Origin of the sequence: Novosphingobium sp. NBM11, assembly GCF_015390225.1 — a bacterium.
In the GTDB taxonomy this organism is placed as follows: Bacteria; Pseudomonadota; Alphaproteobacteria; order Sphingomonadales; family Sphingomonadaceae; genus Novosphingobium.
This window is the reverse complement of record NZ_VUOG01000003.1, coordinates 393,601-405,779: the sequence shown is the minus strand read 5'-3', so window position 1 is coordinate 405,779 and position 12,179 is coordinate 393,601. Positions and strand designations below refer to the sequence as shown.

11 protein-coding genes and 1 pseudogene are annotated in these 12,179 nt (G+C 63.1%); 5 read left to right on the top strand and 7 right to left on the bottom strand.

Annotated features, from left to right (window positions below; genetic code table 11):
* Positions 1-42: 42 nt before the first annotated feature.
* Together F1640_RS22170 and F1640_RS22165 are read left to right on the top strand one after the other, a co-directional pair.
* The gene (locus F1640_RS22170) at positions 43-1,137 is read left to right on the top strand and encodes a ParB/RepB/Spo0J family partition protein (RefSeq protein WP_124811001.1); all 1,095 of its coding nucleotides are present in this window, start codon (positions 43-45) and stop codon (positions 1,135-1,137) included.
* 106 nt (positions 1,138-1,243) lie between these two features.
* A complete protein-coding gene (locus F1640_RS22165) occupies positions 1,244-2,494 on the top strand; it encodes a replication initiator protein A (protein ID WP_124811002.1) in 1,251 nt (416 codons plus the stop codon).
* A 660-nt stretch (positions 2,495-3,154) separates the two neighbouring features.
* Here F1640_RS22165 and F1640_RS22160 read toward each other — a convergent pair.
* The 3 genes from F1640_RS22160 to F1640_RS22150 all read right to left on the bottom strand — a co-directional run bounded on the left by F1640_RS22160 (position 3,155) and on the right by F1640_RS22150 (position 4,959).
* Complete coding sequence (locus tag F1640_RS22160; protein WP_190287375.1) at positions 3,155-3,430, bottom strand: helix-turn-helix domain-containing protein; 276 nt, start codon at positions 3,428-3,430, stop codon at positions 3,155-3,157.
* A 263-nt stretch (positions 3,431-3,693) separates the two neighbouring features.
* Positions 3,694-4,008, bottom strand: a complete 315-nt coding sequence (locus tag F1640_RS22155; protein ID WP_194921892.1) for a hypothetical protein — start codon at positions 4,006-4,008, stop codon at positions 3,694-3,696.
* Between the two features lie 102 nt (positions 4,009-4,110).
* Positions 4,111-4,959, bottom strand: a complete 849-nt coding sequence (locus tag F1640_RS22150; protein ID WP_206694927.1) for a transposase — start codon at positions 4,957-4,959, stop codon at positions 4,111-4,113.
* Between the two features lie 133 nt (positions 4,960-5,092).
* Between F1640_RS22150 and F1640_RS22145 the strand changes: the two genes are divergently transcribed.
* Positions 5,093-6,456, top strand: a protein-coding gene (locus F1640_RS22145) for an IS3 family transposase (protein WP_194919694.1) whose coding sequence is annotated in 2 segments (ribosomal slippage) — positions 5,093-5,440 and positions 5,443-6,456 — 1,362 coding nt in all. Because the reading frame shifts where the segments join, the coding sequence is not laid out codon by codon here.
* Between the two features lie 72 nt (positions 6,457-6,528).
* On the opposite strand, the pseudogene F1640_RS22140 reads toward F1640_RS22145, so the two are convergent.
* From F1640_RS22140 to F1640_RS22125, 4 genes and pseudogenes are all read right to left on the bottom strand, one after another.
* Positions 6,529-7,200 (bottom strand): annotated as a pseudogene (locus F1640_RS22140) (ISL3 family transposase); the annotation flags it as partial.
* Between the two features lie 85 nt (positions 7,201-7,285).
* Positions 7,286-7,582, bottom strand: coding sequence for an Hpt domain-containing protein (locus tag F1640_RS22135; RefSeq protein WP_223806874.1), 297 nt, complete (start codon positions 7,580-7,582; stop codon positions 7,286-7,288).
* Entirely contained in the window at positions 7,579-7,839 is a 261-nt protein-coding gene (locus F1640_RS22130; protein ID WP_124811351.1) for a lipid asymmetry maintenance protein MlaB, read from the bottom strand. The genes F1640_RS22135 and F1640_RS22130 overlap by 4 nt, the downstream gene beginning before the upstream one ends.
* Positions 7,840-7,872: 33 nt before the next feature.
* The gene (locus F1640_RS22125) at positions 7,873-9,282 is read right to left on the bottom strand and encodes a methyl-accepting chemotaxis protein (protein ID WP_194921890.1); all 1,410 of its coding nucleotides are present in this window, start codon (positions 9,280-9,282) and stop codon (positions 7,873-7,875) included.
* 221 nt (positions 9,283-9,503) lie between these two features.
* Between F1640_RS22125 and F1640_RS22120 the strand changes: the two genes are divergently transcribed.
* Both F1640_RS22120 and F1640_RS22115 read left to right on the top strand, forming a co-directional pair.
* Positions 9,504-10,532 (top strand): chemotaxis protein CheB, encoded by a 1,029-nt coding sequence (locus F1640_RS22120; RefSeq protein WP_124811353.1) that lies wholly within the window; start codon positions 9,504-9,506, stop codon positions 10,530-10,532.
* Positions 10,533-10,569: 37 nt separating this feature from the next.
* Positions 10,570-12,108, top strand: a complete 1,539-nt coding sequence (locus F1640_RS22115; protein WP_194921888.1) for a globin-coupled sensor protein — start codon at positions 10,570-10,572, stop codon at positions 12,106-12,108.
* The last annotated feature ends 71 nt before the right edge of the window (positions 12,109-12,179 follow it).

Genomic DNA, 12,179 nt, shown 5'->3' with positions numbered 1-12,179 from the left:
CCCCTTCCCCCCATGGCCTGACGCCATCCAGCGAGAAAATCCATGGCGCGTAAGCAAAGCGACTATCTCGCCGCGTTGCTCGCGGACGATGAACCGATTGAAAAATCATCGGAAAATGACCTGATCCAAGCGGAATCGCGGACGCCGGCCGCCCCGCCTGCCCCAATCGAGACCCCACGCGCCGAACGGCTGCGCGGAACCACGCTGCTGGGGCGCGAAAGCGCTCTTGCCCGCGTCGCCAGCGGCGAGGTCCGGCAGGTAACGCAACTGTTGCTCAATCCCGAACGAGTGCGGATCTGGCCCGGGAACGCCCGTTCCTATGGTCATCTGACCGAGGAATCCTGCCGCGAACTGATCGATTCGATCGTGGCGGAAGGAGGGCAGAAAGTGCCCGCCGTGGTCAGGCGCGTCGAAGGTGACCCGGAGCACGATTACGAAGTGATCGCCGGCACGCGGCGGCATTGGTCGATCGCCTGGCTGCGTCGTCATTCCTATCCGGACATGATGTTCGTCGCGCAGGTCGCCCAGCTTGACGACGAGGCAGCCTTTCGCCTTGCCGACCTGGAAAACCGGGCGCGCAAAGACGTCTCGGACCTCGAGCGCGCGCGCAACTACGCCCAGGCGCTCAAGGATCATTACGGCAACCACCAGTCCCGCATGGCAGAGCGCCTCAAGCTGTCCAAGGGCTGGCTTTCCAAGATGCTCAAAGTCGCCGCCCTGCCCGACGACGTGGTCGCCGCGTTCGCCTCCCCGGCCGACGTGCAGTTGAAACCGGCGTACCCGCTGGCGCAGGCGCTGGACGATCGCGGAGCCGCGCAAGCCATTCACCGCGAAGCCAAGGCGCTCGCCCGGCTTCAGGACGCCCGGCGCAAGGCGGGCGATGCCACGCTTCCTGCCGCGGAAGTGCTTCAGCGGCTGCTAACGGCTCCGGTCGGCGACAAACGCCCTGCCGGACCGCTTGCCGAATGGGTCAACCCCCGCACGCAGCGCGCGGCGGTTTCGGTCCTGTCGTCCAACCGGCAAGGCGCGACAGTGCGCCTGCACGCGGGTTCGGGATCCAACATAGAAGACCTGCTGAAGGGCATCCGCGATGTGCTGGAAAGACTGGCTGCGGACGGCAAGGGCGTACAGGCTTGAGGCCGTGCGACCGCTTTCTGTCGGCCCGCGGATGGCCCCTGCCCCGTCCTGATAGCAGGAACGCGCGCCGCATTGTCGCTCCGGTTTCCCCGGGGAAACTTTCCCCGTGAGCCGGGTGCGCAAGTCTGGCGAGTCAGACCAGTTCGACCTTTTTCTTCCCTACATCGCCGACCTCCCCTTGCGCGATCAGCGCGAGATGATGGAGCGGCCCTTCTTCAGTCTTGCCAAGTCGAAGCGCCTCAAGCCGATCGACTACACCTCCCCCGACGGGAAGCTGTGGGTGCATGTTTCGGCCAACCCGGACTACGGCATGGCGACGATCTGGGATGCGGACATCCTGATTTATTGCGCCAGCGTGCTTGCCGACATGGCTAGGCGTGGCGTGAACGACGTGCCGCGCAAGCTGCACATCATGCCCTACGACTTGCTGCGCGCGATCGACCGGCCCACCACGGGACGCGCCTACGAGCTGCTGGGCCAGGCGCTCGACCGGCTTGTCGCCACAACGATCAAGACCAACATCCGCGCCGAAAACCGGCGTGAAGCCACGTTCTCGTGGCTGGATGGCTGGACCCAGTTGGTCGACGAGAAGACCGAGCGGTCGCGCGGCATGACCCTGGAGCTATCCAACTGGTTCTGGGAGGGCGTGATGATGAAGGGCGGCGTCCTGTCGATAGACCGCGCCTACTTCAAGCTTACCGGGGGCCGCGAACGGTGGCTCTACAAGGTCGCGCGCAAGCATGCAGGCGGCGCCGGCGATGACGGGTTTGCCATTTCGATGCCGGTGCTGTTCGAGAAAAGCGGTGCCGAAGGCGAATACCGCCGCTTCAAGTTCGAGATCGTCAAGCTGGCGGAAAAGAACGCCCTGCCCGGCTACACGCTGACCATCGAGCCCGGCAAAAATGGCGAGCCGCTGCTGCGTGCCACGCGTACCGATGGCAAGGATGGAGGCAGCCGCGCGGCATCCCATCCGGCAGCCGCGATGGTTTCCCCGGGGAAACATCCCTCCCCTGCTCCGCATGCGCCCTCCCCCCTCCCCAAAGTGGCAACGGCTCCCGCACCGTCAGCGCCAGATCGCCTCGCTCCGACCGAAAACGACGACATGGTGATCGATGCCGGCGCGCTCGTCCGGACTGCCCTTGCCGGTCTGACCAGCGCCTCGACCCGGGGCTTCGTTACCGGCGAAACCGCGGAGTATCTGCGCGAAACTTGCCCCGGCTGGGACCTCTACGCCCTGCATGCGGAGTTTGAACGCTGGGTCGATGCGGCCCCGGAACGTACCCCCGCCAACTGGCAGCGCGCCTTCATCGGCTGGGTCAAACGTCATCACGCCAAGAACCGGAACAGCCTGCGCTGAGTTTCGAGCCGGGCGCAACACCCGCCCGGCTTCTCCTCCAGCCCCACCTCCACGATGGCGCGATAAGGGGGGGAGGGGAGGGGGCCTGTTCGGTTTCTTCAGCGGGCCGACAGTTCTTCCGCCATTCGCGACCCTGCCGCGAAAGAGCCGCCACCAGATCCAGCGCGCCACGACGCCGATTCGGCGCAAGCTCCCTGCTTCCAACGCAGACCAACGCGGCATTGCTCTTGCTAATGCCCGTTCCCGAAGTGTCGGGCGGGCCGAGGCAGGCATCGCATTCCCCCATCCATCCGCATGTCGACCTCGCGGTTTTGAACCTTGATTCGGACTCGTTCGCCGGAATTGATTCAAACCTGCGCGGCAGGGATTGATCGGTACGTGATCTTCGATCTATCAGGAACGGGAGTTCGGCAGCCTTCGATCCATCGGGAACGCAAGCACGATCCTTCGAGAACATAATGTCGTTCCTTCGGGAACGGATTAGCGGCACATCGGGAACGCGCGCATCACGCGACTCGCGCGGAACCAACGAGTCGGAACGCCGCTCCGCGCTTTAACTCTTCTAAAGGCGTTTAACCCTATCTAACGCCGTCGGAAATTTCATACTGAAATAGATCCCGGAGAATGCTTGTCCGGCAAGCGCCACCATAACGACGATCGTCAGGGGAGGGGAGGGGATGCGCCGGCTGTCTGCCTTTCGTCCAGGTGGCGCAGCAACCGCAGCAGACGCGGGCCGGCGACATAACCTCCGCCCGCGCCCCGCGCGAGATAGCCTTCCGCCACCAGAGTTACGACCTGCCGGTGCGCGGTTGCCGGCGGAATGGCGAGATCGCGCGCGATATCCGCAATTGGCCGGCCCACACCGTCTATCAGCACGGCGTCGAGCGTTGCCAATGTCCGCTTGAGCGAACTGATGTGCGGCGTACCAGTTCTCATAATATGAGATCGTATCATCTCGTGCACGAATGCCAAGAGGGAAGGGGGAGGGCAGCCATGTGCGCCAAACGCGCTCATGCCCCTCGGGCGAACCTCAACGGTCTGTCCGTGGCGATTTCCGGGCGCCAGCCATGGCAGGATTCATCAAGGCCGCGCGGATATGCACAGTCGCCGCGTGCGACCCGTTTAACGCGGCCGCAAGCAGGCCTTGGACGGGGGCAGGGCGCGGGTCGACCCTCCGTTGGACCAACCCGCGCTCCGCGTCAGAACGTGGCGATCCGGGCGACCAAGCGGACGGACCGGCCGGGCATGACCACCAGGTCCTTGTTGAAGGCGGTGGCGTAGCGCTGCACATCGTTGGTCAGGTTCTGGCCGACGATCGAGAACTCGACGCCGGGATGCGCCTTGAACGGCCGCGCGGTGAGATGCGCGCTGAGGGCGTTGTAGCCATCGGTCGGGGTGTCGAACGCGCCGTAATCGTTCTGGCGACCATAGTGGATCAGCAGCATCCCCGCGTCGAACCGGGGACTGGTCCAGTCGACCCCGCCGCCGATCCGGTAGGGCGCGATGCGCGGCACGTTGTTGCCGTCATGCTGTTGATTTCTGCTGAGAGTTGACCCGGGAGGGGCGTAAATTTCCACTGAGAAGTGGCTCTGACTCACTTTTGCTGCTGGAGGTGCTCAGTTTGCGCCGACGAGGCGAGCTTCAAGCAGATCGAGCTTTGCGCGGCCATACATTTGACGTTTGATCAGCTTTAGGCGGGTAATCTGCCCTTCTGTCTGTCCGTTCGACCATTGTGATACCATTGCATTTCGGACCGCTGCCAAGTCTCGTTCAACGCCGTTGACAAAAGAGCTCACGAGGCCGCCTCTTGCGCTGTCGAGCCAGTCACTGAGCTTAGCCGCTGATTTTGAACGGATCATCGATTGGAACTCGCTGATCGCTTGACGCGCTGCGACCAGATCAGGGACATGATCTTCGATCACGGCCACAAGGATCGCTTCGGATCTGGCAAGTCCGTCGCGCGCAGATGTCATCAGCCGCGCAAGCACCCGTGCCGATGGTGTGCGAGCGAGGCCGCTTTGATTGGCCTTCTCGGCAAGGCGCCGACGTTGCGCCCATTGCGATACGATACCACGTTGCCCGACAAAGCCTTCGTTGCGCATTTCACGCCAGAGCGCCGAGGCATTGCGAGCACCAGCCTCCCACCTATCATTCATCCATGGCAGCCAGGCATCAAGGGAGCTAGGCCGAGTGCGGAATACATCCAGACGCTGACCGCGCAGCACGTCGCGTACGAGCTTGCGGCTGTACCCCGTTTGTCGAACGATTTGCCGGATGGAGGTCCCATTCTGTGAGAGTTGTTGGATTGCTTCATTCGTCTCCTGCCGGCGCAGGTAGCCTTCATACTGCAGCTTCTCGGCACAGGTGAGAAGCTTGGGATCCACGACATTGTTGCCGACCGCATGCCTAATCTGACGCATGGATTTGTTCACGGCATCAAGGAATGCCCGGCTCGAGTTCTCCATAAGATGCCATCTGTCCGCGACCTGTTCAGCATCAGGTAGACCTTTGGCTGTCCCCCGTCAGCGCCAATGGCACAGATTTGAGGTTGTGATTTAAGGAGGTTCTGGGCTTCGTCGTAGTGACGAAGGAACGAAGATGAAGCCCAGAACCTCCAATGCAAGATCGGCGGCGAAGGCCCCTGCAGAGCAGGTGGTGAAGGATATCCGGCGCCAGACCCGGCGCCACTTCTCAGCCGAGGACAAGATCCGCATCGTGCTCGAAGGCCTGCGTGGCGATGACAGCATTGCCGAGCTGTGCCGCAAGGAGGGCATCGCCCAGAGCCTGTACTACACTTGGTCGAAGGAGTTCATGGAAGCGGGCAAGCGCCGCCTGGCCGGCGACACCGCCCGTGCCGCGACCACCGGCGAGGTGCAGGACCTGCGCCGAGAGGCCCGGGCGCTCAAGGAATGCGTGGCCGACCTGACGCTGGAAAACCGTCTGCTGAAAAAAAGCATGATCGCGGATGGGGAAGACGGCGAATGAGGTATCCCGCATCCGAAAAGCTCGAGATCATCAGGATCGTCGAGCAGTCGCACCTGCCCGCCAAGCGCACGCTGGATCAGCTCGGCGTCGCTCGGCGGACCTTCTACCGCTGGTACGACCGTTACCTCGAAGGCGGCCCGGAGGCGCTGGAAGACCGGCCATCGGCACCGAGCCGGGTGTGGAACCGTATCGCGGTCGAGGTGCAGGACCAGATCATCGAGATGGCACTGGAGCACAGCGAGCTGTCACCGCGCGAGCTGGCGTTGCGCTTCACCGACGAGAGGCACTACTTCGTCTCGGAAGCCACGGTTTACCGCCTGTTGAAGGCCCACGACCTGATTACCAGCCCGGCCTATGTGGTGATCAAGGCGGCCGATCAGTTCCATACCCAGACCACCCGGCCCAACGAGATGTGGCAGACCGACTTCACCTACTTCAAGATCATCGGCTGGGGCTGGATGTATCTGTCGACCGTGCTCGACGACTTCTCGCGCTACATCATCGCCTGGAAGCTGTGCACCAACATGCGCGCCGAGGACGTCACCGACACGCTGGACCTCGCCCTGGCTGCTTCCGGCTGCGACAGCGCCACGGTGCTGCACAAGCCCAGGCTGCTATCCGACAATGGCCCCAGCTACATCGCGGGCGAACTGGCGGAATATATCGAGGCCCGGAAGATGAGCCATGTCCGCGGCGCCCCGTGTCATCCCCAGACCCAGGGCAAGATCGAGCGCTGGCACCAGACCCTGAAGAACCGCATCCTGCTGGAAAACTACTTCCTGCCCGGCGATCTCGAAGCCCAGATCAAGGCCTTCGTCGAGCACTACAACCACCAGCGATACCACGAAAGCCTGGCCAACGTGACGCCCGCCGACGCCTACTTCGGCAGAGCACCGGCCATCATCAAACTGCGCGAAAGGATCAAGCAACAAACAATCGAATATCGCCGCTTGCAGCACCGCAAGCTCGCCGCCTAACATCAAACCCCAGACGAGGCCCGCTCTCCGCTAATTTACGCCGCGATCTGTGCCAAATGTTCTGACGACGGACAGACCTTTGGCGATGGCTTCACCGTAGCCGCCACCGCGATCACGGGCGACAACCGATATCGAGGGATGCCTTGCAAGCCAGGCGCGGGACGTTTCCAAGGCGCGATCTGGCAGCAAGGTAACAGGTTTGCGCCGTTCCAAATCGCAAACAATCGTGCCGTAAGTTTGACCACGCCGAAAGGCGAAGTCGTCAATGCCAATGACATTGAGCTCATCGCACCGTGCACCGACACGTCGCCGTACGACCCGCAACAGAGTGTCTTTGCTCACAGGCATCATCAGCCGTTGGGCAAAAGCTGCTCCAGGCCTGCCACCAAGCGCCAGTCCAAGCTGATGAACGATCGTTTCGAGCCGCTGAGTTCGCCGAGCGTACCGGGTAAGAACGCTTTTATTGAATTGCTCGCAAAAGATGCGTCGGCCACAAACTACCACGTCACACCAGAAACGACGTGCCTCGATCAAGAGAATAACCCGCCGACCGCTAAGCGGAAGGTCCGATGGTCTGCGCACATATCGACTTTGTACGCGCCGACTTCGTCGGCCACAGTCGGGACATGTCCCTACAGAGCAACGCGACCGTAACAGAATATGGAAATTCTCACCGACGCTATCAACCGAAACGACCACGAAACCTTCGGGGACCAAGTTCGCGCGCTGAAATCGACCGGGCATGGCAGATCCTCTCAATGGAACAGCCAAAGCCTATCATACCAGCAGCAAAAGTGAGTCAGAGCCACTTCTCGATGAAAATCCCGGGTCAACTCTCAGCAGAAATCAACACGCGAAGGAGCAGATCAACCAGACCCGGCGTCAGGTCGACCATCCCTTCGCGCACATCCGAAAGCAGCGTTTCGAACGTGTGCGTATAGGCCTGCAGCGCGGCAAACCCGAAAGCGCCGGCGCCGCCCTTGATCGAATGCACCGCGCGAAAGATCGCGTTGACGGTCTCGGCGTCGTGCGTCCCCGCCTGGCACGCGGCAAGCCCGGCTTCGGCGGCCGCCAGCGATTCTTCGCATTCGACGAAGAATATCTGCTGAAGTTCCTCGTTCGTCATGCCGGTTCACTTTCGTTCAGGATAGCGGCGAGTCCCGCCATGCGCGCGATTTCGGACAGGGCTTGCGACGGCACGATGCGAACGGTGTCGCTGGTCTTGCGCGCGCTGATGACAAGCTGCAGCAGGGCCTGGCTGACGTGCGTCACCTGCGCGGCGTCGATCGTCAGCGGACCTGTGCCAACCGCCGCGACAAGATCGGGCAGCAAAGCCTCTACAGTCGCGCGATCGCAGCGGGGGGGAAGCGGAAATGTCTGCATGATGAAACGGCGTCCTTTGCGGGCTGGCTCGGCTCAGAATTCGGACCAGTCGTCTGCCTGGTCGGCGACAGCGGCCGCCGGTTCGGGAGCGAGAGCAAGGTTGCCTTGCACCCTGGGTATCGACGGGATTGAAGGCTTGGATCGCGCCGCCGGGCGATAGGCGGGACGGTCTTCGCTTTCGCCCATGCGGAACCGGTCCACCAGCGCGGTCAGTTCATGCGCTTCGCTGGCGAGACTGCGCGCCGCGGCCGTGGCCTGTTCGACCATCGCCGCGTTCTGCTGCGTCATGCGATCCATCTCGCCCACCGATGTGTTGACGTGGCGCAGATTCTGCGCCTGCTCGTGCGCGGTATCGGCAATCTCCGTAACCAGCGCCGAGATCTCACCGACACCCCCGACGATCCTTTCAAGCAGGCCGCCGGCTTCACCCACCAGCATCACGCCGTCGGCAACCTGCCGCGAACTCAGGGTGATCAGTTCCTTGATGTCTCGCGCGGCGTTGGCGGAGCGCTGGGCCAGCGCCCGCACTTCGTTCGCCACCACGGCGAAGCCCTTTCCGGCATCGCCTGCGCGCGCCGCTTCAACCCCTGCGTTCAGCGCGAGCAGGTTGGTCTGGAAAGCGATGCCGTCGATCACGTTGATGATCTGGCTGATTTCGCGCGCGGACGACTCGATCGCGGACATCGCCTCGGTCGCCCGCGTCACCACCTCGCCGCCTTCGCTGGCTTCGCGATGCGCGGCCCCGATGGTCTGCTGCACTTCGCCGGCGCGTTCCGCCGTCGACACCATCTTGCCGGTGATCTGGTTCATGGCCACCGCCGTTTCTTCGAGGCTGGCCGCCTGGCGTTCGTTGCGCTGGGCAAGATCGTCCGACGCGGCCCGGATTTCCGATGCTCCGACCAGCACCCCGGAGGCTGCGGCCCGCACCGACTGGAGCGCGGTGGCAAGGGCTTCGGCCGCCGCGTTGAAATCCCGCCGGACGGCATCGTACGCGCCGGGGAAGGGCTTCTCGAGACGGAATTCCAGATTGTTGGCCGCAAGGTGCCCCAAGCCGTCGCTGAGGCTGTTGATGATTTCGCGCTCCTCGGCGGCGCGGCCTTTGCGCAGTTCCAGTGCATTGTTGCGAAAGATCGCCATCGCCTTGGTCATCCGGCCAACGCAATCGCGGTATTCGGTGAAGCGGACCGGCGCATCGACATCGCCCGCAGCCAACGCCTCCATGCGTTGCACGGTCTGGACATAGGGCGTGCAGATCGCGCCGCGCGCGTATGCCAGGATCGCCACCGCTGTCACCGCAAGGGCCAGCGCGGCCGCCATCACCGGGGCGCTGCCGCCGGCGGCGAGCACCAGAATCACGCCAGCGCCGGATAGCACCGCCTGAATAGAGATCAGAACGGCGAATTTCGTGCGGATCGGCGCGTCTTTGACAAACCAGTCTAACATCGGACCTCCTGCACCAGCCCCATCCCGACAGCGCCATCTGGCCGCGCGGGACTTGCGGTGTGGTGCAGGGTTTATCCCTACGTAATGAACGCAAGGCCCTGTTCGGGGATCGTAAATCTACGATCAGGCGGCAGCGGTTTGCTTGCTTTTTATGGTTAGAAGGGACCCGTGCCCTAGCGGCTGACGAATCCACCAATACGTTGAAATGAAAGACTTATGCCATGCATGACGCAAGGGTTCTCGTGGTCGACGACTCCGCAGCGATGCGCGCCCTCTTTTCCGATCTGCTGGAACAGTCCCGCAACGTCCGGGTCGTGGGAACCGCCGCTAACGTCAACGAAGCGCGCGAACAGATCGAGCTGCTGCGTCCCAACGTCCTGACGCTCGACGTGGAAATGCCGGGCATGAGCGGGATCGAGTTTCTCGAAGAGATCATGGACAGCAATCCCATGCCGGTCGTCATGCTTTCCAGCCTGACGCAAAGCGGCGCCGTGACGACGCTGCGGGCCTATGAGCTGGGCGCGGTGGAATGCTTTCCGAAGCCTTTGAAAGTCAGCCCTGAACAGTTCGCCAAGAACGTCAGCAAGCTTGGCAAGATCGTGCTGGCGGCCGCCAACAGCAACGTGCGCCAAAAACGGCCCCACCACGTGAATCGCTGGCACAAGGAGCAGTTCCACTGGAACGGCACGCTGATCGCCATCAACGCATCGATGGGCGGGTTCGAGGCCCTGACAGATCTGTTTGCCGCCTATCCGCCCAATTGCCCGCCGACGGTGGTGGTTTTGCAAGCGGAACCCGAAGTGGCCAATGCGTTCATCCAGCGGCTGAACACCGAACTGGCCTGCACCGTAACGCCCGCAAAAGACGGTACGTCGCTGCTCCAGGGCGGCATCTACATCGCTTCCGATCCGGATTTCCACGTCGTGCTGGAAGCGGGCGAACCGGCGCAGTTGCGCCTTCTGGCGAGAGAGCCGGCCAACGGGGTTCGCCCGTCGGCCGACCTTCTGTTCGGAACGATCGCCCGCGCCGGCGTGCCGGCCATCGGCATCATGCTGTCCGGCCTGGGGCAGGACGGGGCCAAGGGCCTTTTGCTGATGCGCAACGCGGGCGCCGAAACGTTCGCGCAGGAACGAGGCAACGCCATCGTGCCCGAGGCCCCCACCGCGGCGATCAACCTGAACGCGGCCATGCACGAACTGCCAGCCGACCAGATAGGCGCCGAAGCCATCAAGGCCTGCACAGAAAAATAGACCTGCAAACGTCTCAACCGATCGCGAAGGACCACTCATGAGCAATATCAACGTAAACGAATTCGTGAACGAGCGCGTCGATTTCTTCGGTATCGACGATGCCGATTATGGCAATTTCGCCAAGATTGCCGAAGCGCTGGCCTGTCATGCCCCCGCCGCGCTCGATCGCTTCTACGACAAGGTCGGAGCGACTCCCAAGACGGCGGCCTTCTTTTCGTCGCGGCAGGCGATGGACCACGCCAAGGGCAAGCAGATCGCGCATTGGGCGGCGTTGTTCTCGGGCCGGGTGGATGGCAGCTACATCGCCAAGGCGGAACAGATCGGTACGGTCCACGCCCGCATCGGGCTGGAGCCGACCTGGTACATCGGCGGCTATGCCCGCGTCGTTTCGGCCATCATCACCACCATCTGCGACAAGGGCTCGGGCCTGTTCGGCAACAAGGCCGCCGGCCGGCAGGTAGCCACGCTGGTCAAGCTGGCTTTGCTCGACATGGAAATCGCGCTGTCCGCCTATTTCAAGGCCGAGGAGAAATCCCGCCTTGCCGTGATCGAACAGCTGGGACACGCGCTGGCGGAAGTCGCCAACGGGCGTTTTTCCACCAAGCTCGAAGGACTGCCCGAAAACTATCGCCAGATTGAAGCCGATTTCGAAACGATGCGTCTCGAAATCGGTGGCGCGCTGGCGTCGGTTGCCGAGGCGGCATCGACGATCAACACCGGCGCTGCCGAAATCCGCCAGGCTTCGGACGACCTTGCCAACCGCACCGAACGGCAGGCTGCCTCGCTTGAGGAAACAGCCGCCGCGATGCAGGAGCTGACCACCGGCGTGCGCGAAGCGGCCGATGGCGCCGTTCACATGACCGGCTCTGTGGCGGAAGCCGATCACGAGGCCGTGCAGGGACGCAACGTGGTCAAGGAGGCCGTGGGCGCGATGGACGGAATCCATCGCACGGCCACCGAGATCAGCAAGATCATCGACGTGATCGATGGAATCGCCTTCCAGACCAACCTGCTTGCGCTCAACGCGGGCGTCGAAGCGGCCCGGGCGGGCGATGCCGGCAAGGGGTTTGCGGTGGTGGCCAACGAAGTGCGGGCGCTGGCCCAGCGCTCCGCCGACGCCGCCAGCAATATCAAGCACCTGATCAACGGCAGCGTCGAACAGGTCGAACGCGGGGTCAAGCTGGTGGGGCAGTCGGGCGAGGCGTTCGGTTCGATCGCGGCGCGCGTTGGCGAGATCAAATCGCTGGCGACGGGCATTGCCGATCTCGCGCAGGCCCAGGCGCTGAACCTGCAGCAGGTTAACGATGCGGTTCGTGAAATGGACCAGATGACGCAGCACAACGCGGCAATGGTGGAACAATCGAACGCCGCGTCGCGCAGTCTGGCCGGAGAAGCCGAACAACTGGCCACGCTGGTTTCGCGCTTCAACGTATCAGGCGCCGCGGTCGTGCCCATTGCCAAAGCCAAGGACCGGCGCAAGACACCGGCGGCCGCTCCACGTCCTTCCCCCGCCGCGGGACGGAAATCCGCGGGGATGGCGGCCACGGCCACGGCCGAGGACTGGTCGGAATTCTGAAGCGGCAGCCGGCCCATGACGCCGTGCATCTGCCCGGGACTGCGCGGTTTCGCTGGCCGGAACCGCCACAG

Bases quoted from the DNA above. Each gene is read 5' to 3' on its own strand.
- F1640_RS22170 (WP_124811001.1), top strand. From the start codon at position 43: ATGGCGCGTAAGCAAAGCGACTATCTCGCCGCGTTGCTCGCGGACGAT.
- F1640_RS22135 (WP_223806874.1), bottom strand. From the start codon at position 7,582: ATGACGAACGAGGAACTTCAGCAGATATTCTTCGTCGAATGCGAAGAA.
- F1640_RS22150 (WP_206694927.1), bottom strand. From the start codon at position 4,959: ATGGAGAACTCGAGCCGGGCATTCCTTGATGCCGTGAACAAATCCATG.
- F1640_RS22125 (WP_194921890.1), bottom strand. From the start codon at position 9,282: ATGTTAGACTGGTTTGTCAAAGACGCGCCGATCCGCACGAAATTCGCC.
- F1640_RS22160 (WP_190287375.1), bottom strand. From the start codon at position 3,430: ATGAGAACTGGTACGCCGCACATCAGTTCGCTCAAGCGGACATTGGCA.
- F1640_RS22120 (WP_124811353.1), top strand. From the start codon at position 9,504: ATGCATGACGCAAGGGTTCTCGTGGTCGACGACTCCGCAGCGATGCGC.
- F1640_RS22115 (WP_194921888.1), top strand. From the start codon at position 10,570: ATGAGCAATATCAACGTAAACGAATTCGTGAACGAGCGCGTCGATTTC.
- F1640_RS22130 (WP_124811351.1), bottom strand. From the start codon at position 7,839: ATGCAGACATTTCCGCTTCCCCCCCGCTGCGATCGCGCGACTGTAGAG.